Source organism: Pantoea latae, from assembly GCF_002077695.1.
Taxonomy (GTDB): Bacteria; Pseudomonadota; Gammaproteobacteria; order Enterobacterales; family Enterobacteriaceae; genus Pantoea; species Pantoea latae.
Genome location: NZ_MWUE01000028.1, coordinates 1 through 22258 on the forward strand (window position 1 = coordinate 1; position 22258 = coordinate 22258).

At 62.6% G+C, this 22258-nt stretch carries 14 protein-coding genes; 4 read left to right on the forward strand and 10 right to left on the reverse strand.

The features are described 5' to 3' along the window. Window positions 1–192 precede the first annotated feature (192 nt). From B2J69_RS18810 to gpt, 4 genes are all read right to left on the reverse strand, one after another. Window positions 193–6168: an autotransporter outer membrane beta-barrel domain-containing protein gene (locus B2J69_RS18810; protein ID WP_081141162.1), complete on the reverse strand. Its 5976-nt coding sequence runs from the start codon at window positions 6166–6168 to the stop codon at window positions 193–195. A 429-nt stretch (window positions 6169–6597) separates the two neighbouring features. Beyond that, window positions 6598–6999, reverse strand: a complete 402-nt coding sequence (gene crl / locus B2J69_RS18815; protein ID WP_081141163.1) for a sigma factor-binding protein Crl — start codon at window positions 6997–6999, stop codon at window positions 6598–6600. A 58-nt stretch (window positions 7000–7057) separates the two neighbouring features. After that, on the reverse strand, window positions 7058–8305 hold the full coding sequence (gene frsA / locus B2J69_RS18820; protein ID WP_081141164.1) for an esterase FrsA: 1248 nt from the start codon (window positions 8303–8305) through the stop codon (window positions 7058–7060). Between the two features lie 240 nt (window positions 8306–8545). Further along, window positions 8546–9007: a xanthine phosphoribosyltransferase gene (gene gpt / locus B2J69_RS18825; RefSeq protein WP_081141165.1), complete on the reverse strand. Its 462-nt coding sequence runs from the start codon at window positions 9005–9007 to the stop codon at window positions 8546–8548. 253 nt (window positions 9008–9260) lie between these two features. Here gpt and pepD point away from each other — a divergent pair, with 253 nt between their 5' ends. From pepD to B2J69_RS18845, 4 genes are all read left to right on the forward strand, one after another. After that, the gene (gene pepD / locus B2J69_RS18830) at window positions 9261–10718 is read left to right on the forward strand and encodes a beta-Ala-His dipeptidase (protein WP_081141166.1); all 1458 of its coding nucleotides are present in this window, start codon (window positions 9261–9263) and stop codon (window positions 10716–10718) included. Between the two features lie 258 nt (window positions 10719–10976). Beyond that, a complete protein-coding gene (locus tag B2J69_RS18835; RefSeq protein ID WP_081141167.1) occupies window positions 10977–12482 on the forward strand; it encodes a sugar ABC transporter ATP-binding protein in 1506 nt (501 codons plus the stop codon). Beyond that, window positions 12479–13480: an ABC transporter permease gene (locus B2J69_RS18840; protein WP_081141168.1), complete on the forward strand. Its 1002-nt coding sequence runs from the start codon at window positions 12479–12481 to the stop codon at window positions 13478–13480. Before B2J69_RS18835 ends, B2J69_RS18840 begins: the two co-directional genes overlap by 4 nt. A gap of 24 nt (window positions 13481–13504) precedes the next feature. Then, the gene (locus B2J69_RS18845) at window positions 13505–14569 is read left to right on the forward strand and encodes a sugar ABC transporter substrate-binding protein (protein ID WP_081141169.1); all 1065 of its coding nucleotides are present in this window, start codon (window positions 13505–13507) and stop codon (window positions 14567–14569) included. 348 nt (window positions 14570–14917) lie between these two features. Here B2J69_RS18845 and B2J69_RS18855 read toward each other — a convergent pair whose 3' ends face one another. The 6 genes from B2J69_RS18855 to B2J69_RS18880 form a co-directional block, all read right to left on the reverse strand. After that, the gene (locus tag B2J69_RS18855) at window positions 14918–16060 is read right to left on the reverse strand and encodes a glycerate kinase (RefSeq protein ID WP_081141170.1); all 1143 of its coding nucleotides are present in this window, start codon (window positions 16058–16060) and stop codon (window positions 14918–14920) included. 80 nt (window positions 16061–16140) lie between these two features. After that, a complete protein-coding gene (gene garR / locus B2J69_RS18860; RefSeq protein ID WP_081141171.1) occupies window positions 16141–17025 on the reverse strand; it encodes a 2-hydroxy-3-oxopropionate reductase in 885 nt (294 codons plus the stop codon). Between the two features lie 19 nt (window positions 17026–17044). Further along, complete coding sequence (gene garL, locus B2J69_RS18865; protein WP_081141172.1) at window positions 17045–17815, reverse strand: 2-dehydro-3-deoxyglucarate aldolase; 771 nt, start codon at window positions 17813–17815, stop codon at window positions 17045–17047. Window positions 17816–17860: 45 nt separating this feature from the next. After that, window positions 17861–19192 (reverse strand): glucarate dehydratase, encoded by a 1332-nt coding sequence (gudD, locus tag B2J69_RS18870; RefSeq protein ID WP_081141173.1) that lies wholly within the window; start codon window positions 19190–19192, stop codon window positions 17861–17863. 10 nt (window positions 19193–19202) lie between these two features. After that, entirely contained in the window at window positions 19203–20549 is a 1347-nt protein-coding gene (locus tag B2J69_RS18875; RefSeq protein ID WP_081141174.1) for an enolase C-terminal domain-like protein, read from the reverse strand. A 9-nt stretch (window positions 20550–20558) separates the two neighbouring features. After that, on the reverse strand, window positions 20559–21905 hold the full coding sequence (locus tag B2J69_RS18880) for an MFS transporter (protein WP_081141175.1): 1347 nt from the start codon (window positions 21903–21905) through the stop codon (window positions 20559–20561). Window positions 21906–22258: the final 353 nt, after the last annotated feature.

Sequence of the window (22258 nt, forward strand, 5' to 3'; positions counted from 1 at the left end):
GCCAGGAGAGCCCGCAGGGATGCGGGCGAAAGGTGGGGCTGGAACAGGGATGTTCCATCCCCACCGGTCCGTCAGGCAGGCGAATGGCGTGAAGGGACCGCGTCAGCGGCGCGAGGACCGGCCGCCCCTGAGCGGCTCCAGACTGCGTTATTACCTCGTGCTTAACTGACACATTACACCTTTTCTTCCCACTCAGAACGTCCAGCGCACGCCGGCGTTATAGCGCCAGCCCTTCGCGCCGTTGCCGTCGATCTCCTTACGGTAGTCCGCCTCGGCATAGAGCGAAACGTCGCTGCGGAAGCGGGTGGTGGTGCCAATGCCGACGTCCCACATCTGACCGAACCTGCCGCTGTTGAAATCCTCGCTGAAATCGCTCTGCGCCGCGCCGACTTTCACCTTCGACCCGCCGCCCCAGCCGCGAGAATAGTTGGCGCGCAGATAAGGGGTATATTCGCGCTGCGCGTCATCCTGCCAGGTGCGATCCAGCCGCGCGCCGAGGCGGCCGATAGTCTGATCGTCATCGTCGAACGCCACGTCGACGCCATCCTTATCGCTGGCGTCGTCGAACTTCAGACGCATCCAGGTGAGCTGCGCCTGCGGCTCCAGACGGAGGCCGTTGGCGAAGACAAAGGGATAGCCCGACTCCAGCGAGGCGCTCCAGCCGTCAGCCTTCAGCTTCGCCACCTCTTTCTGCCGCGCGATATCGGTGTCGCCGCGGTGCCAGCTCCAGCTCAGCGAGCCGTCAAGATAGAAGCCGCTGTCGCGCTGCCAGGTGCCGTAGAACGAAACGCTGTCGCTGTCGAAGGTGGTGGAGCTGTAGCCGTCCGCCGCGTGCGGGCGAATACGCGTGTTGCCGCGCGTATAGGCGACGCCGCCGCGCAAACTGTCGCGCTCGCCGTCCAGCTGCAGCAGATTGCCGCCGAATTGCACCGCGCTGTAGTCGATATCGGCGTCAAAGCCGTAGTCGCTAAAGCTGCGGTTGCTCCTGTAGGTCAGGTTTGAGCCGAGATAGCGCAGGAACAGCTCGCCGCCCGTGCCGCTGCGCTGACCGTCGCGCAGTTCGCCAAGGCGCTTATGCAGATCGTCGGTGATCGCCTGGGTGTAATAGGCCAGACCGACCGGCGCGGAGAGATAAGAGGCCACCTGCGGCGCCAGCGCCGGACGCGCTGCCGCCGAGGTCGCGCGGCCCGCCTGCGGCTGACAGAGCGCGCCATCTTCGCAGATATAGCGGCTGGCGAGCCGGTAATCCCATCCGTCGCTGCTGCTGCTGCCGGGCGCAAACGCATACAGGCCATACTGCCAGGGCCCCACGGCGAGATAGCCGCCCTTCAGCGCGAAGCTGTCGCCGCCGGCGCTGCCGGAAACCTGCGCCAGCGAGACGCCCTCGCCGCCGTCGATTACGCCGTCGCCGTTGGCGTCGCTCTGCGTGACGCCACGGCTGGCGACGGCGCGATCGTCAATCAGCGTGGTACCGGTAACGTCGCCGTTTACCCGCAGCGCGTCACTCTGCCCGCCTGCGCCGTTGAGCCGGGTCGCCAGCCGCAGCGTGCCGCCGAGCGACGCCAGCGTGCCGTTGATGGTCAGCAGATTACTGGCCGCGCCGCCGTTGCTGAGATCCAGCGTGCCGGCGTTGTTGACCAGCAGCGAGTCGTCGGTCGCGCCCGACAGCAGCGGATTGACGTTATTACCGGTAAACAGCGTGGAGTCGCGATCGATATTGATGGTGCTGTGCGCCAGCTTCAGGTTATCGGTCAGCGTCCACCTGGTTTTGTAGAAGTTGAGCGTGCTCCAGCCGGCGCCGAGGTTGACCCCTTTGCTGAGATCGTCGCCGCTGAAGGAGCCGCCGCTGGCGTCGATGTTGTTGAAGCTGAGCGTACTGCCCGCGCCGCCGGCGGTGGTGATATGGCGGGTGTTCGCCAGGCTAACGTTCTCAATCAGCGCCTGGTTATTTTCGCCGCTGCCCATGGTCAGGCTGCCGTTAAGGGTGCCGCCGGTGACCGCCAGGGTGTCGCTGCCGTTGCCGGTATCGACATCACCCACCACGCTGCCGCCGATAAAGGCGAACTGGTCGCTGGTGGCACCACCTGCCACGATCGGCGTTTCCGGGTATTCGGCGCTGATATCGCCCTGGTTAATAAACAGCGTCTGGCCGCCGCGCAGGTCGATAACCGGCGCCACGCGGCTGTAGGAGATAATCGAGCCGCGGTTGATCACCTCGCTGGCGTTGCGGGTAACGATGGCCGAGCCGCCGTTCTCGTTGGCGATGGCGATAAAGCCGTCAGAGAAGACCTGGCCGGTAGTGTTGGCGCGAATCGCGTCGCCGCTGCCGTAAACGATAATGGCGTAGCCTGGCGGCACCACCAGATCGTTGGCGGTGGCGGAGCCATCCTCGTTCTGGAACAGATAGCCGACACCGCTGCCCTGCACGTCAATCGTCGCCCTGCCGTTGTAGTCGAACGAAGTGGCGGAGCGGATGCCCGCGCCGTTAACGGGCACAAGATAGGCGTTGTTCAGCGCAATGTTAGCGGTTTCCGCGCGGTTGTTAATGGCGCTGCCGCTGTCACCGGCGCTGAGGATAATTTCGCTCGCCTGCAGTCCCGCCGCGCCGCGATCGAGCAACACCGCGTCCGCGCTGCCGCTGGTCCAGATACCGCTGCGGAACAGCTGGTCGCCCTGAATATCGAGCGTGGCGTTTTCCCCGACGCGCGCCCCGGCGATGCCGCCATCCACCTGCACCGTGCCGTTATAGGGCTGATAGACGCCCGCGCCTTCGCTGACGTCAATGCCGACGCCGGACACCACATGGATCCAGGTGTTGTTGATCAACCGACCCGCGTTTAGCAGCCGCACGCCGGTGTTGTTTTCGCCGGAAAGAAGAATCGTGCCGCTATTCATGACCGTCGCGCCGCCGCTCGCCTGGAGCGCCGTAACGTTTTTACCGCTGCCAAGAATATTGCCGTTGCCAAACACCACGCCGTCGCCGTTCTCGCTGATGGCGCCGATGCTGCCCTCGCCGTTGAGCCACACGTCGCCCAGATCGCCGTAGGCGCCGCTCGAGGCGCGCAGCGCCACCGCGCCCTTGCCGTTGAGGAAATAGGTGTCATTGCCATACATGGTGCCCGCGCCAGAGATATTGACCCCGGTGGTATTGGCGCCGCTCAGGGTGATCTCCCCTGGCCGCTCCGGGACAAAGATCGCGCCGTCGCCGAGCCGATAGAGCGTCGAGCCGTCGGTGGTCACATCCTGGCTGCTGCCGTACGTATTGAGGATGCCGCCGCCCTCGACCAGCCGGTAGCCGGTCTGATTCGCGTCATGAAACACCACCTTGCTTTGCTGGCCGAGGGTGATCCAGCCGCCGTAGAGCGCCTCGCCCGCCAGCGCGTTGACGCCATAGAGATTGACCGTGCCGTCTTGCTCGATGCGCGCCGCGTCGCCGATGGCATAGAGGCCCGTGGTGGGGAAAAAGCGATCCGCGCTGCCTGCCGTCACGTTCAGCGTGCCGCTGCTGGTGATGGCGGAGGTGGTGGCGCTGGCGGAGTCGAAAAATTCGCCCGCGGCGTAGAGCGCGACCGCGCCGTCGCTGACGTTAATATCGCCGCTGCTGGTCGCTTTGCCGCCGCGCAGCGCCTGAATGCCATAGCTCTGCTCGCCGCGCAGGCTGATGTCGCCCGTGTTGGTCAGCGTCCCCTGAAACTGCGCGATCAGGCCGATCTGCTGGCTGGCCGCGCCGCTGATATCCGCATGGTTGACCAGCGTCGAGGCGAAAGGCTGGTCGAGGCTGTTGGTGATATAGCGCGTCAGGTTGTAATAGTTGCCGTCCACCACCGCCGCCGTTGCGCCGCCGACGTTGAGGTTAAGCTGCGTTGCCGCATCGATGGTGCCCTGCGCGCCGCCCTCGATGCGCAGGCCGGTAGAGGTGTTGCCGATATTGAAGGTTGCGCCGTGGGTGTTGACCTCCGAGCCTTCGCCCACGGCTTCAATACCGGTAGAGAACGCCGCGCCCGGCGCGATGGTCAGCCCGGCGCCGTCGAAGTCCGCGCCGTCCTGATAGCGGAAGATAGTGGCGTACCAGTCGTCAGGCCCGGTGGCATAGTTGCCCGCCTGCGGCAGGTTGATGCGGGCGTTCGGTCCGATGGCCAGCAGGCCCATCTGATATTCTCCGCTGCCGCCGAGCTGCGGCACCGCGTCGGCGGTCAGGTCAACGGTGGCGTTGCCCTCGGCGCGAATGCCGACCGCGCCGCTGCCCTGCAGAACAATTGGCCCGCTCAGCGTGGCGGACGCGTTGCCGCTGCCCTCTCCGTTGACCCACACCGCGGTGTTAAAGCTGCCGTTGAGGGTGTCGGCGCGGCCGGTGACGTTGATCGCCCCGCTGGAGAAGGCGCTGGCGCGCTCGCCGTCGCGGGCGATCACCTTGATGCCGGTGCCGCCGTCGCCGTTCAGGTTGATGGTGCCGCTGTTGCCCACCAGCCCGCCGCTGCCGGCATCGATCGCCAGCAGGCCGACGCTTTCCGCCGGACGAAACTGCGCGCGGCCGTTAAGGTCGATGGTGCCGTTGTTCAGGGCGATCGCGTCCGGGCCGCTTTCGACGCGCATCGCGGCGGCGTTTTGCACTTTGCTGCCGAGCACGATGCGCCCGTCGTTGATTACGGTGGAGTTGAACAGCTGCGCAATGGCGTTGACGCCGCCGCTCTGGTTGATCGCCACATCCTCGGCGACATCATTTTTGCTGTTCTGCGGCGCGCGGCCGACATAGATCACCCCGCCCGCGCCGTTGATAAAGCTGGCGCCGCTGCTGTCGAGCAGCACGCCGCTGCTGCTGGCGCCGCCGGAGGCGTCCGTTACGCCGACGTTGATCGCGCCGTTGTTGATGCCCTGCGCGTCGCTAAGCCGCAGCGCGCTGCCCCCTTGTGCCGTGGCGACGTTCAGCACGCCGTTGTTGACGAAGCGGCTGCCGTCGGTCGCCAGCACCGCGCTGCCGCTGTAGCCCAGCGTCGCCGGATCGACGCCGCTGCCGTCGGCGTTGTTGAAAAAGCCGCCGTTAATCACGCCGTTGTTGACGCCGCTGGCGCCCGCCAGCCGCAGCGCCGTGTTCTCATGCGCCGCCGAACCGCTGGCGGCCAGCTTGCCGTCGACGATGGCCTTCGCGCCGTTGGTGGCGCGCATCGCGCCGCCGTCGGAGTCGACCACCTCCAGCGTGGCGCCCTTCTGCACCGAGACGCTGGCGCCTGGGCCGTCGGCGCTCAGCACCACGCGCTCGCCCACCGGCAGCGTCACCTCGTCGTAGTACTCATCGGCGTCGATCACATAGGCGATGGGCGCGCTGTAGAGCGACAGCGCCTTATTAAATTCGCCGTTGTAGCTGCCCGCGCTGAGGTTGCCGCTCTGCAGTTGCTCAATCAGCCAGTCGTTGTACTGTCGCAGATCGTTCAGGCTGGCGACGTTGAATTCGCGGCTGTTGCCGTCCAGCGTGGTGACGCTGAACGGGCCGCTGTACTGGGCAACATTGTCCACCCAGTACGCGAGGTTGTAGGTGTATTCGGTGTAGGAGCCGGTAAAGGCGATGCGGTTGGCTGACTGCCAGTTCATCGCGCCGCTGCCGCTGGCGGTGAAGAGCTGGCTCTGTTTCGCTGCCATGCTCCAGCCGTTGGTGGCGGCGCTGGTCGCCGCGCCGTCGACGCCGATATCGACATTGATGGTGCCGTTGCTGACCTGCGCCACGCGGGTGTTAATATACTGCTGGCCGTTGACGTTGTAATAGTTGGGCAGTTCGCTCTCAGGCGTCACCGACGCCAGCGCGCTGATGCTGGCGGAATTGTAGACCTGCAGCTGATTATTTCCGCTGCCGTTAGCGTCAGGCACGTTAATCACATAATTCTGCGCGCCGAACGTCAGGCGATCCGCGCCGATAACGTTGTCATCGGAAATAATTCGGCCGCTCCCTAATAATTCGCCGATGGTAATGGATCCGCCGCCATCTTCGCCCGGCTGAAAACGCTGAATACCGCTTAGCGTTTGCGTCGATCCATTACAAACGCAAAATACGCCTGCTTTATTGTCATTTAATAAAGGCGAAAAAGGTTTTAACGTGGCGGCCTGACTAAAGGTAACCGGAAAAAAGAGCCCGGGCGCAGCGGCCAGGCTTAATAATATGGGATTTAATTTAAACAAAACGTTTTCCTCCAGAGAGACAGCGCAGGACCACTCAGACTTTTAGGTGTCTGGGTTGGCATTCTTTTTGGCGATAACAAATGGAGAAAAGCCGCGACAAACGCGGTCGCGCTGGCGGGTATCACACCATTTCGTTAAGAAAACGTCTACAAATCGTCAGTGCGATCGGCCTCAATAAAATGAGAATAAGAATAATGCCGTGTCGCACTCTATTTTAGCTGGACCGGTTATTTCACCTGCTCATGTTGATTACAAAGGTTTTATAATTCGACTTTAGTAAATAACCATAATCAAATAAGCAGGCGAAATGTTTGGGAGAATTAAAGCGCGGCGGTGAATCAGGCGAAAAAGAAAAAGAGGCGATGACGGGAAGGAAAAAATAAAGCAGAACAGGCATAGCCGAAACGCATCGGACTATGCCTGCCGTTGTCAGGCGCTGAGTTTTACCGGCTGCTCGTCGAAGCCGCTGGCGGGCGTCAGCCCCAGATTCAACTCCTGCAGCATCGCTTTCAGGCGCGTGTGGAAATTGCGCAGCGTCTCTTCCACCTTCTGGTTATTCTCTTTGCCTTTAATGTTCGCGACGGACCAGTCGCCATCTTTATCGAACAGGCCGATATGATAGACATAGGTAAAATGATCCTGATGCGCTTCCAGCTCCATCCACCAGCCCCAGAACTCGCGGCTTTCCGGCGCGGGTTTAACATTGACGCAGGCGGCCAGGCAGTCGAAAAAGAACCGCGTTTCTTCACATTTCCCTTCGCGGATATACGGTCCCAGCTCGGTGAAGCGCTTAAGCAGGCGACTACGGGGATGACCACTCGGTAACGTCATGCTAATTCTCCATAAGTTTGACCGTTAGTATTAAAGCAAACCGCACGTAATTTGCCAGCTACTGTTGTAACCGCTTTGCCAGCCAGTCGCAAACCTGATTCAGGGCGCGCTCGAAATTGGCCAGCGCCGGTCTGGCGGCAATCGGCAGCAGTTTGCCGTCGGCGGAGGAGCTGGCGATCAGCCGCGCGTCCTCTTCCGGGCCGAAAGGATCGTCTGGCCAGTAGCCCGCCAGCATCGGCGTCGGCGTGCGGCGTCCCAGCAGCCCCTGCACCTTCAGCGAGTATCGATTCAGCTCGGTGCGCAGCGCGCTGTCACTGGTAAAGGCCATGCCGAGGCGGCTGGCGAGCATATCCATATACATATCGGGGATGGCGTCCTGCTGCTGCGCGCTGGCCAGCAGGCTGTGCACCATCGGACCGAGCGTTGCCGCCGCACGCAGGCGCGGCACCTCCAGATAGGCGAGCCGCACCGCGACGTTGGCGCCGAAGCGATAGCCGAACGCCGCCACGCGCCGGTGATCGACCCAGGCCACGTTCTCCAGCTGGCGCAGCACCTGCTGATGCAGAAAGCTGGTGTCCTGGTTGAGCCGCCACTTCACGGAGAAGCCCACCGAGGGCATATCCAGCGTCAGCATGGCGATGCCGCGCGGCGCAAGGTAGTCGTGGAACAGACGGTAGTGGTCGCTTTGCAGCGAGTCGAGGCCGCCGCACAGCAGCACGGTGGGATACGGCGCCGAGGCGTTGGGCGGCATATGCAGGAAGCCGGTGATGGGGCTGCCGCCTTCGATATTGAAGCTGAGCGCCTTAAGTTCGCCGGGCAGACGCCGCGTTGCCTCTTCATAGGCGCGGTTCGCCAGCGTCTGCGCCTGATCCGCCAGCTCGTCGCCTTTGATATAGGGATAGGCGGCGAGGCTGAACAGGTGCGAGGCGTGCAGCCAGTGCTCGCCCGCCAGGCTGTCGTCGCCCTCTTCCTGCGCGCGCTGCTGCCAGAGGCCCGCCTGCTTCGACCACTCGAACGCCCAGTTGCCGCTGCGAAAGCCGATCACGGTGTCGAGCAGCGCGTCGTCGGTGTGCCGCTGATCGCTGATGGCGATACGCGCCAGCACCTCGCTGATCTCCTGCGGCGGCACGCCGCGCCACGTCCACATCAGCTTGTTGAGCATGCGATACCAGCCGTGCTGGCTGCTGCCGTCCAGCGTCGCTTCGATGTCGACAGCGGCGTGGTGCTGGCGATGCACCAGCGACGAGGTTTCGGGATAGTTGTAGTGCGGTTTGAATAGCTCTTCGCTGAGGTTTTTGCTCGACATGCTCGGTTCTCCTGGCGGCCTGGCAGTGGCTAAGTGTACTGCAGGGTCAGGAGCGGCGCGAGGTGCAAAAGAGCGCAGTGCGCGGCGGGTAGCATGGCCTGTCCGCAAAGACGCAAAAGATGGCATCCTTGCCCGCTCGGCCTGCGCCATCCCTGGCGCAGGACGCTTTGCTCTACAGGCCATGCTACCCGCCGTAAAAAGCACAACGCCCGGCAAGCCGGGCGTTGTTAACACGAAAGATCAGGCGCCTTTCACAATGGGCGGGATATAAACCACGCCCATGTCCCACGGCTGCTCGATCCAGGTGTTCTGCGGAATATCCACCACGTAGTCATCCACCAGCGGGCGACCTGCCGGCTTGGCGAAAATAGTGACGAAGTGCGCTTTGGGATACATTTCGCGGATCGCCTGCGCGGTGCCGCCGGTGTCGACCAGGTCGTCGATGACGATAAAGCCTTCGCCGTCGCCTTCCGCGCGCTTGAGCACTTTCATCTCGCGCTGATGGTCGTGGTCGTAGCTGGAGATGCAGACGGTGTCGACATAGCGAATGCCCAGCTCGCGCGCCAGCAGCGACGCAGGCACCAGGCCGCCGCGGCTGACCGCGATAATGCCTTTCCACTGTTCAACAGGAAGCAGGCGCTGAGCCAGTTTGCGGGCATGAATCTGCAGCATGTCCCAGGTAACGACGTATTTCTCACTCATGAATAGCGATCCCAGCCAACTTAATCGGCTTAAAAATGTGCAACGGGAAAAAGGTTGCGCGAGATTATAAGGATCCTCAGCGCTAAAAACCAGCATCCGAACCACTGGTTGCGGCTTTTTAGCGCGCCTGAGTACGCACCCGGCGCTAACAGTGATATTCTCAGCCCCATCACGTCAGATCCGCTGACGGCGACCATTCACCGGAAACACGCGCGCCTCGGCCTGGCCGGCGCACTGACACAGGAGACCTGTCGTGTCTGAATTGTCTCAGCTTTCTCCCCAACCGCTGTGGGATATCTTCGCCAAAATCTGCTCCATTCCGCACCCCTCTTTTCATGAAGAAGCGCTGGCCAGCTATATCGTTGGCTGGGCGAAAGAGCAGGGTTTCTGGGTCGAGCGCGACGCGGTCGGCAATATCCTGATCCGCAAACCGGCCACCGCCGGCATGGAAAACCGCACGCCGGTGGCGCTGCAGGCGCACCTCGATATGGTGCCGCAGAAAAACAACGACACCGCTCATGACTTCACCAAAGATCCGATTCAGCCCTACATCGACGGCGAATGGGTGAAGGCGCGCGGCACCACGCTGGGCGCCGACAACGGTATCGGCATGGCCTCTGCGCTGGCGGTGCTGGCCGACAGCAGCCTGACTCACGGCCCGCTGGAAGTGCTGCTCACCATGACCGAAGAGACCGGCATGGACGGCGCTTTTGGCCTGCAGCCGAACTGGCTGCAGGCGGAGATCCTGATCAACACCGACTCGGAAGAGGAAGGCGAGATCTACATGGGCTGCGCGGGCGGCATCGACTTTATCACCACCCTGCCGCTGACGCGCGAAGCGGTGCCGGCTGACTTCGAAACGCTGAAGCTGACCCTGAAAGGGCTGCGCGGCGGCCACTCCGGCGCAGATATCCATATGGGTCTCGGCAACGCCAACAAGCTGCTGGCGCGTTTCCTTGCCGCCCACGCCGCAGAGCTGGATCTGCGTCTGGTTGACTTCACCGGCGGCACGCTGCGCAACGCCATCCCGCGCGAAGCCTTTGCCACGCTGGCGGTTGAGAGCCATAAAGTCGATGCGCTGAAAGCGGCCGCGGCGCACTTCCTGCTGGCGCTGCAAAACGAGCACGGCGTGAAAGAGAAGAACATCACCGTCGTCACCGAGCCGCTGGCGCATCAGGGCGAGGCGCTGAGCGCCGAGAGCCGCGACCGCTTCCTTAACCTGCTGAACAGCACGCCGAACGGCGTAATCCGCAACTCCGACGTGGCGAAAGGCGTGGTGGAAACCTCGCTCAACGTCGGCGTCGTTACCATGGATCACGACAAGGCGGAGATTAACTGCCTGATCCGTTCGCTGATCGACACCGGTCGCGACTACGTGGTGCAGATGCTGACCTCACTTGGCCAGCTGGCTGGCGCGCAGACGAAGCCGAAAGGCGGCTATCCGGGCTGGCAGCCTGATGCTAACTCGCCGATTATGGCGCTGACGCGTCAGACCTACATCGCGCTGTTCGACAAAACGCCGAATATCCAGGTGATCCACGCCGGTCTCGAGTGCGGCCTGTTCAAGAAGCCCTATCCAGAGATGGATATGGTCTCTATCGGCCCGACCATTACCGGCCCGCACTCGCCGGACGAGCAGGTGCATATCGAGAGCGTCGGCCTCTACTGGAAGCTGCTCACCACCCTGCTGAACGCTATCCCGGCAAAATAAGCGCCCCTTCGCATCATCAACCAGGCTCCGGCCTGGTTTTTTATTTCTGCCTTTCCGCCCAGCATAAAACACCACCTTCCTTTTATTCCCTGCTGTAAAACACCAGCGTTATCTGGCGCGCCAGCTTTAGCCGCCAAACAATCCAGATGTCTGGATGGCTAATAAGATTTCGTGCTAGCTTATGCGCTTTCGGCTGTTGCCGCGCCTGATGCTTCAGGAAAAAATTGCGGCCAGTCAGACACAGGGGAGCCTGAACTAATGAGCGCGTTAAACCGCCTTGAGATGCGGAATATCTCACTCGCATTCGGCGGATTCGCTGCGTTGACGCAGGTCGATTTTGTCGCGGAGGGTCATTCGGTGCACGCCCTGACCGGCGCCAACGGCGCGGGCAAGTCGACGCTGATGGCGGTGCTTTCCGGCGCGCACAGCCACTACAGCGGCGAGATCCTGCTCGACGGCGCGCCGGTGTCGATACGCAGCCCGCGCGATGCGAAACGGCTCGGCATTCATCTGGTGCAGCAGGAGGTGGATGTCGCGCTGGTGCCGCAGCTGAGCGTGGCGGAAAACATCCTGCTGGATCGGCTGGCGCAGCCGGGGCACGGCTTCCGCTGGGGCGCCATTCGCCAGCAGGCGCGCGCCCTGCTGGCGCAGCTCGACGCCCATATCGACGTCAACCGGCTGGTGGAGCGCTGCACGCTGGCGGAGAAGCAGCAGATTTTGCTGGCGCGCGCGCTGTCGCACCACTGCCGTTTTCTCATCCTCGACGAACCCACCGCGCCGCTCGATCAGCATGAGAGCGAGCGCCTGTTCGCCGTGGTGCGCCGCCTGCAAGCAGGCGGTATCGGCGTGGTGTTTATTTCGCACCGCATCCATGAGCTGAAAGCGATTTGCGACCGGCTGACGGTGCTGCGCGACGGCCGCCTGATCGAGAGCGGTCCGATGGCGGCGCTGAGCGGCGAGCAGATCGTTGAGAAGATGCTCGGCCACGCGCTGACCGATATCTATCCGCCGCGCCGCCCTGCCCGCGCGCAGCCGCTGCTTCTGGCGGTGGAAGGGCTGCACGACGAGCGTCTGCTGCAGGATATTTCGCTGCGGCTGCACCAGGGCGAGATCCTCGGCATCGCCGGGCTGGCGGGCGCCGGCAAAACCGAGCTGTGCAAGGCGCTGTTCGGCGCCAGCAAAAGCCGCGTAACGCGCGGCGAGCTGCACGGCAAGCCGTGGCGGCCGCGTTCGCCGCACGACTCGGTGAGCCGACGTATGGCGCTGGTGCCGGAAGAGCGACGCAAAGAGGGCATTTTTATTGACGAACCGGTGGCGATGAACCTCAGCGTCAGCGCCGACAACAGCTTTTCGCGCTGGAGCCTGTTTGGCCATCGTCAGGCGTGGCGCTGGGCAGAAGCGGTGATCCAGCGCCTCAACGTGCGCACCACCGGCCCCGGCCAGTCGCTGCGTCGCCTCTCCGGCGGCAACCAGCAAAAGGTCGCCATCGGCAAGTGGCTGCGCAGCCAGGCCGACGTGCTGATTTTCGATGAGCCGACCAAAGGGGTCGATATCAAGGCGAAAACCGAACTGTTTCGCCTGATCGGCGATCTGGCGCAGGAAGGCAAAGGGATTATCTACGCCTCTGGCGAGTTTTCCGAGCTAACTGGCCTGTGCGACCGCATTTGCGTGCTGTGGGACGGGCGCATCGTCGCCGAACTGGACGCCCGCGACGCGACCGAAGAGACGCTTCTGCTTTATTCCACTGGAGGAACCCCTGCGTGAGCAGCAAAGAGATGACCCTGAACGCAGCAGCGACGCCGCTGCGCCACCGACTGTTCGATTTCCTCTATAAATGGGGCATGCTGATCACCGTCGCCCTCCTGATTGCCGGTTTCGGCCTCGCCTCCGACAGCTTTCTGGAGCCGAACAACATCATCAATATCCTGCGATCCATCGCCATCGTGACGGTGATCGCCGTGGGCGTGTCGGTGTCGCTGACCGTCGGCGGCTTCGACCTGTCGGTCGGCTCCACCGCCTCGCTGGCCAACGCGCTGGTGATTTCACTGTTTGTCTGGTACGGCATGAACAGCGTCGAGGCGATTGCCCTGACGCTGGCGCTCTGTACGCTGATCGGCCTGTTCAACGCCTTTCTGATCGTGATCCTGCGCATCCCCGATATGCTGGCGACCCTCGCCACACTGTTTATTATCCAGGGCGTGGCGATGACCTACAGCTTCGGCGGCTCGATCACGGAAAATATGGTGATGCCGAGCGGCGATATGGCGGAAGGCGCGATCCCGGCGGGCTTCGGCCTGCTCGGCCAGGTGCCGGTGATCGTCATTATTATGCTGGTGGTGACCGCGGCGGCGCAGCTGGCGCTGTCGCTCACCACCCACGGCCGCCGCATGTATGCGCTGGGCGGCAACCCGGAAGCGGCGCGCCTCTCCGGCATCCGCACCACGCGCTACCGCGTGCTGGCCTACGTTATCGCCTCGCTGCTGGCGGGCCTGGGCGGCATTCTGCTCGCCTCGCGTATCGGCTCGTCACAGGTTAACGCCGGCGGCGGCTACCTGATGGACGCCGTGGCCGCCGCCTGGATCGGCCTGTCGCTGGCCGGCTCCGGCAAACCTAACGCGCTCGGCACGCTGGTGGGCGCGGTGCTGCTCGGCGTGCTGCAAAACGGCCTGGTGATGCTCTCTGTTCCCTATTACGCCATGGATATTATTAAAGGACTGGTGCTGGCTCTGGCACTGGCGATGACCTACGTTCAGCGCCGCTAACGCTGATTAACCTGGAAAATGACAATGAAAAAAATATCGCTTTCTCTGCTGACCCTCAGCCTGCTTTCTGCCAGCGCCTTTGCCGACACCGTTGCGCCGGTGCCTGCGCCCATCGCCAGTCATGAAGGGCCGGTGCGCATCGCGGTGATCCGCAACCTGGGCTCTGACGACAACACCACGCAGTTTGTCGCGGGCGCCATTCAGGAGGGCCGCAAGCTGGGCTTTAAGGTCAGCACCTTTCTCAGCAACGGCGATGACGCGCGCTTTCAGGACTTCGTTAATCAGGCGATCAGCCAGAAGTATGACGGCATTATTCTGTCGCACGGCAAAGCGCCCTACGCCAGCGGACTGGTGAAGCGCGTCGCCGACGCGGGCATTAAAGTGTCGGTGTTTGACACGCCGGTCGATACGCCGATCCCGGGCGTGACCGTGACCGCGCAGGATGACGCCTCGCTGGCGCAGTCGTCGCTCGGCCAGCTGATCAAGGACTTCAACGGCAAGGCGAATATCGTCAAGCTGTGGGTCGCCGGTTTCCCGGCGATGGAGCGCCGTCAGGTGGTGTATGAGAAGCTGCTGAAGGAGAATCCGGGCATTCATCAGCTGGAGTCGATCGGCGCGGTCTCTTCTGACGTGCAGGGCGATACCGCCAACAAGATTGGCGCCATCCTCGCCAAATACCCGAAAGGCAAGATCGATGCGATCTGGGGCGCGTGGGACGCCTTCAGCCAGGGCGCCTATAAGGCGCTGCAGGAGAACGGCCGCACCGAGATCAAACTCTACAGCATCGACGTTTCCAATCAGGATTTGCAGCTGATGCGCGAGAAGAACAGCCCGTGGGTGCAGACCGTGGCGGTCGATCCGAAAACCATCGGCGCGGTGAATATGCGTCTGGTGGCGAACAAGATCGCCGGCGAGGCGACGCCCGCCAGCTACGATTTTAAAGGCGCGTCTATCTCTCAGCAGCAGCTGAACAGCCAGCAGGGCGCGATTAACGTGGCGTCGCTGAATAAGATCGTGCCCGGCTGGGGCGGCAATAACGACTTCGTCGCGCCGTGGTTCGCCACGCTGGAAGCGAAATATAAGAAATAAAGCAGAAAGCGGCCTGAAGGCTAATGCCTGTCACTTAAGGTCATTTTCAGGTAAGGCCGCTGTTTTCTTAAAATGGCGGCCTTTGTTTTATGCGCGTGCCGGTGCGGGCCAGCAGCCTGGTGCCGCTCAGAGGCGGGCATTTCGCAGCGCTGAACAGAGTGAGTCTGCCAGGAGAGCCCGCAGGGATGCAGGCGAAAGGTGGGGCTGGAACAGGGATGTTCCATCCCCACCGGTCCGTCAGGCAGACGAATGGCGTGAAGGGACCGCGTCAGCGGCGCGAGGACCGCCCGCCCCTGAGCGGCACCAGACTGCGTTATCACCACAAGCATTAGCCTGAAGACCGCTTTTTTACCCTATTGCGCCGCCCATCTTCAGCGTCGCGGCGATATTCCTGGCCGCCAGCCGCAGGTTGTTTTCCGCGTTGGCCAGCGCCTCCTCCAGCGTGCAGATGCTGTAGAGCACGCTGAACACCGCATCCAGACCGTGCTGATGCACCACGCCAACGTCCGCCGTCAGGCTGCCGGCAATGCCGATCACCGGCTTGTTGAACTGTTTCGCCACCTGCGCCACGCCAATCGGCACCTTGCCGTTGATGCTCTGGCTGTCGATGCGCCCTTCGCCGGTGATCACCAGCGCCGCGTCTTTGACCTGCTCCGCCAGCCCCAGCGCCTCGGTAACGATCTCGATGCCGCGCCGCAGATCCGCCTGGCAGAAGGCGTGCAGCGCCGCGCCCATACCGCCTGCCGCGCCGCCGCCGGGAATATGCAGCACGTCGATGTCGAGATCGCGCTGAATAATCGCCGCGTAGTGCGCCAGCGCGCGATCCAGCTGCTCCACCAGCGCCGGGGTCGCCCCTTTTTGCGGGCCGAAGATGGCCGAGGCGCCGTCGCGGCCGGTCAGCGGGTTGGTGACGTCGCACGCCACCTCGAAACGGCACTGCCGCACACGCGCGTCCAGCCCGCTAATGTCAATTTTCGCCAGCCCCGGCAGCGCGCCGCCGCCGAAGCCGATCTCTTGCTCCCCGTCGTCCAGCAGCCGCGCGCCCAGCGCCTGCATCATGCCGGCGCCGCCGTCGTTGGTGGCGCTGCCGCCGATGCCGATAATGATATGCTCAACCCCTTTGTCCAGCGCGCTCTTGATCAATTCGCCGGTGCCGAATGAGGTCGTGGTGAGAGGATCGCGCTGCGCGGCGGGCACCAGCTCCAGCCCGCTGGCGGCCGCCATCTCGATAAAAGCGGTGCGCGCGTCGCCGGAAAGGCCGTAGAACGCATCGACCGGCGCGCCGAGCGGCCCGGTGACGCGCAGATTGACGAGGCTTCCCTCTGTCGCCGCCACCATCGCCTCGACCGTGCCTTCGCCGCCGTCGGCCACCGGTATCTTCACGTAAGTAGCGTCAGGAAAGATCTCACGGAATCCCGCTTCAATCGCCGACGCCACGCCTGAGGCGGATAAACTCTCTTTGTATGAATCCGGTGCGATTACGATTTTCATAGGCAATCCAGGCGCTGTTGATGGACGATTCATCATCCATGATGACGCTGGCGGCGGTCACGCCGGACCGCCGCAGAGCGTTAACGGGTAATCTCAACCTTGGCTAATTTTTCATAATAGCAGGCGAGCGCGCTATGGTCGGCGTTGCCCTGCCCGTCGGTGCGCAGCGCCTGCATCATCTCCATCACCGCGGCGGTGAGCGGCAGATGCGCGCCGATGCCGTGCGAGGTGTCCAGCGCGTTCGCCAGGTCCTTGATGTGCAAATCGATGCGGAAGCCCGGCTTGAAGTTGCGATCCAGCACCATCGGCGCTTTGGCGTCGAGCACGGTGCTGCCCGCCAGCCCGCCGCGGATCGCCTGATAGACCAGTTCAGGATTGACGCCCGCTTTGGTCGCCAGCGACAGCGCTTCCGACATCGCCGCGATGTTAAGCGCCACGATCACCTGATTCGCCAGCTTGGTGACGTTGCCCGCGCCGATATCGCCGGTGTGCACCACCGAACCCGCCATCGCCTTCATGATGTCGTAGCACTGGTCGAAGATCGCTTTGTCGCCGCCCACCATCACGGAGAGCGTGCCTTCGATCGCTTTCGGCTCGCCGCCGCTCACCGGCGCGTCGAGCATCCTGATGCCCTTCTCCGCCAGCGCGTCATGCACTTCGCGGCTGGCGAGCGGCGCGATAGAACTCATATCAATCACGATCAGGCCCGGCTTCGCGCCGTCGATAATGCCGTTTTCGCCGAGGCAGACCTCTTTCACCTGCGGCGAGTTAGGCACCATCGTAATAATTACGTCGACCTGCTCCGCCACCGCTTTCGGCGATGTCGCCACGGTGGCGCCCAGCTCAACTAATTCCGCTTCGTTGCTGGCGTTGTGATCGCGCACCACCAGCGAGTAACCGGCTTTCACCAGGTTTTTACTCATCGGTTTGCCCATAATGCCGAGGCCGATAAATCCAATTTTCATTGCCTTTCCTCTCTGTCAGTTACTGCTTAAATTTGTCGCACAGCGCCTGGGTGGCGTGGCGGAATACCCCTAAATCGCTGCCCACGGCAACGAAGCTGGCGCCCCATTCCAGATAGCGGCGCGCGTCTGCTTCGACCGGCGCAAGAATGCCGCTCGGCTTGCCCGCCGCCTTCGCGCGCTCAAACACATGCTTGATCACCTTCAGCACTTCCGGGTGTGCAGGCTGGCCGAGATAACCGAGCGCCGCGGAGAGATCCCCCGGGCCGACAAAGATGCCGTCGACGCCCTCAACCGCCGCGATGGCGTCGATATTGTCCACCGCCTGCTGGGTTTCGATCTGCACCAGCAGCGTGATGTTGTCGTTCACCGTGCTGTTGTAGTCCGGCAGCGTGCCGTACATGTTGCTGCGGTGCGACACCGAAACGCCGCGAATGCCGGCGGGCGGATAACGGGTAGACGCCACGGCGCGCACCGCTTCCTCTTCGGTTTCCACAAACGGGATCAGGAAGTTGTAGAAGCCGATATCCAGCAGGCGCTTGATGATCACCGGCTCGTTGCACGGCGGACGCACCACCGGCGCGCTGACGCTGCCCTTGAGCGCCATCAGCTGCGGCACAAAGGTGGTGATATCGTTGGGCGCGTGTTCGCCGTCCAGCACCAGCCAGTCGAAACCGGCCAGGCCGAGCACTTCAGTGGTAATCGGGTTCGCCAGCGCGCACCAGCTGCCGATCAGGGTTTCGCCCGCCAGCAGGCGTTGGCGAAAGGCGTTCGGCCAGGCTCTGTTACTCATCATCTCTTCTCCCGTTACAGCCGCTCCCCGCAGGGAGCGAAAAAGTTAGCGCACCAGACAGGGACGCTTATTGTCGAAGGTCCAGTTCGGCACGAGGAACTGCATCGCCTGCGCATCGTCGCGCGCGCCCAGCCCATGTTTCTGATAGAGCGCATTGGCCTGCATCACCTGATCCATATCCAGCTCGACGCCGAGGCCCGGCTTCTGCGGCACCTGCACCATGCCGCCTTTAATTTGCAGCGGCTCTTTGGTCAGGCGCTGATTGCCTTCCTGCCAGATCCAGTGGGTATCGATGGCGGTAATGGCGCCCGGCGCGGCGGCCGCGACGTGGGTGAACATCGCCAGCGAGACGTCGAAGTGGTTGTTGGAGTGCGAGCCCCAGGTGAGGCCGAAGTCGTGACACATCTGCGCCACGCGCACCGATCCCTGCATGGTCCAGAAGTGCGGGTCGGCCAGCGGGATATCGACCGACTGCAGCGACAGCGTGTGGCCCATCTGGCGCCAGTCAGTGGCGATCATATTGGTGGCGGTCGGCAGGCCGGTGGCGCGGCGGAACTCCGCCATCACTTCGCGGCCGGAATAGCCCTGCTCCGCGCCGCACGGATCTTCCGCATAGGCCAGCACCCCTTTCAGCTGCTTGCCGAGCAGGATCGCCTCGTTGAGCGACCAGGCGCCATTGGGATCGAGGGTAATACGCGCCTCCGGGAAGCGTTTCGCCAGCGCCGTCACCGCTTCCGCCTCTTCGCCGCCGCGCAGCACGCCGCCCTTGAGCTTGAAGTCGTTAAAGCCGTACTTGTCGTACGCCGCCTCGGCCAGCCGCACCACCGCGTCCGGCGTCAGTGCCTCTTCGTGGCGCAGGCGATACCAGTCGCAGCGTTCATCTTCCTGACTCTGGTAAGGCAGCGCGGTTTTCTTACGATCGCCGATGTAGAACAGGTAGCCGAGCATCTCGACGCGGTCGCGCTGCTGACCGTCGCCCAGCAGCGTGGCGACGTTGACCTGCAGATGCTGGCCCAGCAGGTCGAGCAGCGCCGCCTCAATGCCGGTCACCACATGGATGGTGGTGCGCAGGTCAAAGGTCTGGCTGCCGCGCCCCGACGAATCGCGATCGGCGAAGGTGCTGCGCACCAGGCTGAGCACGTTTTTGTACTCGCCGACCGTTTTGCCGATCACCAGCGACGCCGCGTCCTCCAGCGTCTGACGAATTCTCTCACCGCCGGGAATTTCGCCGACGCCGGTGTGGCCTGCGTTGTCCTTGATAATCACGATGTTGCGGGTGAAAAAAGGCGCGTGCGCGCCGCTCAGGTTGAGCAACATGCTGTCATATCCGGCTACCGGAATAACCTGCATCGCTGTGACTTTCGGTGTCGAACTCATTTCCTGCTCCTTACACTGTGGCGCGGCCAAATGCCGGGCGCTTGCGGTCGAAGGTCCAACCGGGAACCAGATACTGCATGGCGGTGGCGTCGTTGCGCGCGCCCGCCGGCAGCGATGTATAAAGATCGTTGGCCTGGCGCAGCCGATCCCAGTCCAGCTCAATGCCGAGACCCGGCGCGTCGGGCACGGCGATTTTGCCGTTGCGGATCTGCAGCGGCTGTTTGGTCAGACGCTGGTCGCCCTCCTGCCAGATCCAGTGGGTGTCGATGGCGGTCGGTTTGCCCGGCGCGGCGGCGCCGACGTGGGTAAACATCGCCAGCGAAATATCGAAGTGGTTGTTGGAGTGACAGCCCCAGGTCAGCCCCCAGTCGTCGCAGAGCTGCGCCACGCGCACCGCGCCGCTCAGCGTCCAGAAGTGCGGATCGGCCAGCGGGATATCGACCGCGTTGAGCATCACCGCATGGTTCATCTCGCGCCAGTTGGTGGCGATCATATTGGTGGCGACCGGCAGCCCGGTGGCGCGGCGGAACTCCGCCATCACCTCGCGCCCGGAATAGCCCTGCTCGGCGCCGCACGGATCTTCTGCATAGGTCAGCACGTCGCCCATGCCTTTGCAGAGGCGGATCGCCTCGTCCAGATGCCAGGCGCCATTGGGATCGACAGTGATGCGCGCGTCCGGGAAGCGCCTCTTAAGCGCCACGGCGGAGGCGATCTCCTGCTCGCCCGGCAGCACGCCGCCTTTGAGTTTGAAATCCTTAAAGCCGTATTTGTCCTGCGCCGCCTCGGCCAGCCGCACCACCGCGTCCGGCGTCAGCGCCTGCTGGTGGCGCAGGCGATACCAGTCATGGCCGCCCTTTTCGCCGCTCTGATAGGGCAGATCGGTTTTTTCCCGGTCGCCGATATAGAAGAGATAGCCCAGCACCGTCACCTCGTCGCGCTGTTGGCCGGGGCCGAGCAGCTCCGCCACCGGCACGCCAAGCGCCTGACCGAGCAAATCGAGCAGCGCCGCCTCCAGCGCCGCCACGGCGTTGACGCGCAGCTCAAAGGTCCAGGCGCCTTTGCCGAAGGTGTCGAAATCGGCGGTCTGGTTGCCTTTGTGCACCTGCTGCACCAGCCGGTTCATGCGCGCCACCTGCTGCCCTTTCACCTGCGGGATCGCCTCCACCAGCGTCTGATAGATGGTGTCGCCGCCTGGCGCTTCGCCAACGCCGGTATGGCCGGCGCTGTCGGTCAGCACCACGATATTGCGGGTAAAGCAGGCGTTATGCGCGCCGCCGATATTCAGCAGCATGCTGTCGTATCCGGCGACGGGGATCACCTGCATCTCGGTGATAACCGGTGAACTTTGCGTGTTCATACTCTCTCCTCAGGTCCGGTGCTTCAGTTCGATACGTTTGATGTCACCCGCGATCACCAGGAAGCTAAACGCGGCGACAAACGCATGGATGCCGACATAGATCAGCGCGCCTTCAAACGAGCCGCTGGTGGCGATGATGTAGCCGATAGCGATAGGCGTCACGATGCCGGAGAGGTTGCCGAACATATTGAACAGGCCGCCGCTCAGGCCGCTGATCTCTTTCGGCGCGGTATCCGCCATTACCGCCCAGCCCAGCGCGCCGATGCCTTTGCCGAAGAAGGCGAGCGCCATAAAGAACACCACCACCCACTCCGTGTCGCTGTAGTTACACATCACCATGCTGATAGAGAGCAGCATGCCGAGCACGATCGGCGTTTTACGCGCGATATTGAGCGAGCCGGTTTTTCGCATCAGGTAGTCGGAGATGACGCCGCCAAGCACGCCGCCAAGGAAGCCGCACACCGCCGGAATCGAGGCGATCATCCCCGCTTTCAGGATCGACATGCCGCGCGCCTGCACCAGATAGACCGGGAACCAGGTGATAAAGAAGTAGGTCAGCGCGTTGACGCAGTACTGGCCGAGATAGATGCCCAGCATCATGCGCGAGGAGAGCAGCTGCTTGATCTGGAACCACTTCTCATTCCAGCTCACTTTGTGCTCCGCCTTTTTCGCATCCATATTGATCAGCGCGCCGCCCTGCGCCATATACTCCAGCTCCGCTTTATTGACGCCGGGATGGTCGTTGGGATCGTGGATCACCTTCAGCCAGATAAAGCTGAGAATGATGCCGAGACCGCCCATAAACCAGAACACGTGCGCCCAGCCCACTTCCGCCACCAGCCAGCCCATAATCGGCGCAAAGATCACCGTGGCGAAATATTGCGCGGAGTTGAAAATCGCCACGGCGGTGCCGCGCTCCTGTGCCGGGAACCAGGCGGCCACAATGCGGCTGTTGCCCGGGAAGGAAGGCGCTTCCGCCAGGCCGACCATAAAGCGCAGCAGAAACAGCGAAACGATGATGCCGAAGCCGCTGAAGATATCGACGAAGCCCTGCAGCAGGGTAAAGAGCGACCAGGTAAAGATGCTCCAGAAGTAGACGCGTTTCGAGCCGAAGCGGTCCAGCAGCCAGCCGCCGGGGATCTGCCCGATGACGTAGGCCCAGGAAAACGCCGAGAAGATGTAGCCCAGACCGACAGAGTCGAGGCCGATATCTTTCGACATGGCGGAACCGGCGATGGAAATAGTGGCGCGGTCGCCGTAGTTGAACGAGGTGACGATAAACAGCATCACCACGATCCAGTAGCGGGCGTTGGTGCGCTTCTGCACCGCTTCCGCCGTCTGGCTGTAACTATTCATGATGCACTCCTGAAATATAGCGTTCGCTACATTCGCTCTGACTGCATACACATCGCGTTGGGTATCAGAGAGAAGTCGGGTTAAACACGGCGATTTTTTTATAGGGGCAAACCGATAGTGCGTCGTGACGAATAACCTAACGTCGAATAACGAAAGCCAGTATAGGAAGGGCAAAAGCGGGAGGCACTGGAAGAACGCCTGACAATTTCCTTTGATTGACAGCGATTATCTGGCAGTTGCACAGCCGACTGCGGCGCGCTTCACGGAACCCGGTTTTTTGGCATCAAAATGCTTAAGAAATAAGCAGCGGGCGGGCGCTTTGTGAGACTCTTCACTTGCTTTTGGAAAAGCGA

Excerpts from the sequence above, each read along its gene's own strand:
- crl (WP_081141163.1), bottom strand. The coding sequence starts at position 6,999 with ATGACGTTACCGAGTGGTCATCCCCGTAGTCGCCTGCTTAAGCGCTTC.
- frsA (WP_081141164.1), bottom strand. The coding sequence starts at position 8,305 with ATGTCGAGCAAAAACCTCAGCGAAGAGCTATTCAAACCGCACTACAAC.
- gpt (WP_081141165.1), bottom strand. The coding sequence starts at position 9,007 with ATGAGTGAGAAATACGTCGTTACCTGGGACATGCTGCAGATTCATGCC.
- B2J69_RS18835 (WP_081141167.1), top strand. The coding sequence starts at position 10,977 with ATGAGCGCGTTAAACCGCCTTGAGATGCGGAATATCTCACTCGCATTC.
- B2J69_RS18845 (WP_081141169.1), top strand. The coding sequence starts at position 13,505 with ATGAAAAAAATATCGCTTTCTCTGCTGACCCTCAGCCTGCTTTCTGCC.
- B2J69_RS18855 (WP_081141170.1), bottom strand. The coding sequence starts at position 16,060 with ATGAAAATCGTAATCGCACCGGATTCATACAAAGAGAGTTTATCCGCC.
- garR (WP_081141171.1), bottom strand. The coding sequence starts at position 17,025 with ATGAAAATTGGATTTATCGGCCTCGGCATTATGGGCAAACCGATGAGT.
- garL (WP_081141172.1), bottom strand. The coding sequence starts at position 17,815 with ATGAGTAACAGAGCCTGGCCGAACGCCTTTCGCCAACGCCTGCTGGCG.
- gudD (WP_081141173.1), bottom strand. The coding sequence starts at position 19,192 with ATGAGTTCGACACCGAAAGTCACAGCGATGCAGGTTATTCCGGTAGCC.
- B2J69_RS18875 (WP_081141174.1), bottom strand. The coding sequence starts at position 20,549 with ATGAACACGCAAAGTTCACCGGTTATCACCGAGATGCAGGTGATCCCC.
- B2J69_RS18880 (WP_081141175.1), bottom strand. The coding sequence starts at position 21,905 with ATGAATAGTTACAGCCAGACGGCGGAAGCGGTGCAGAAGCGCACCAAC.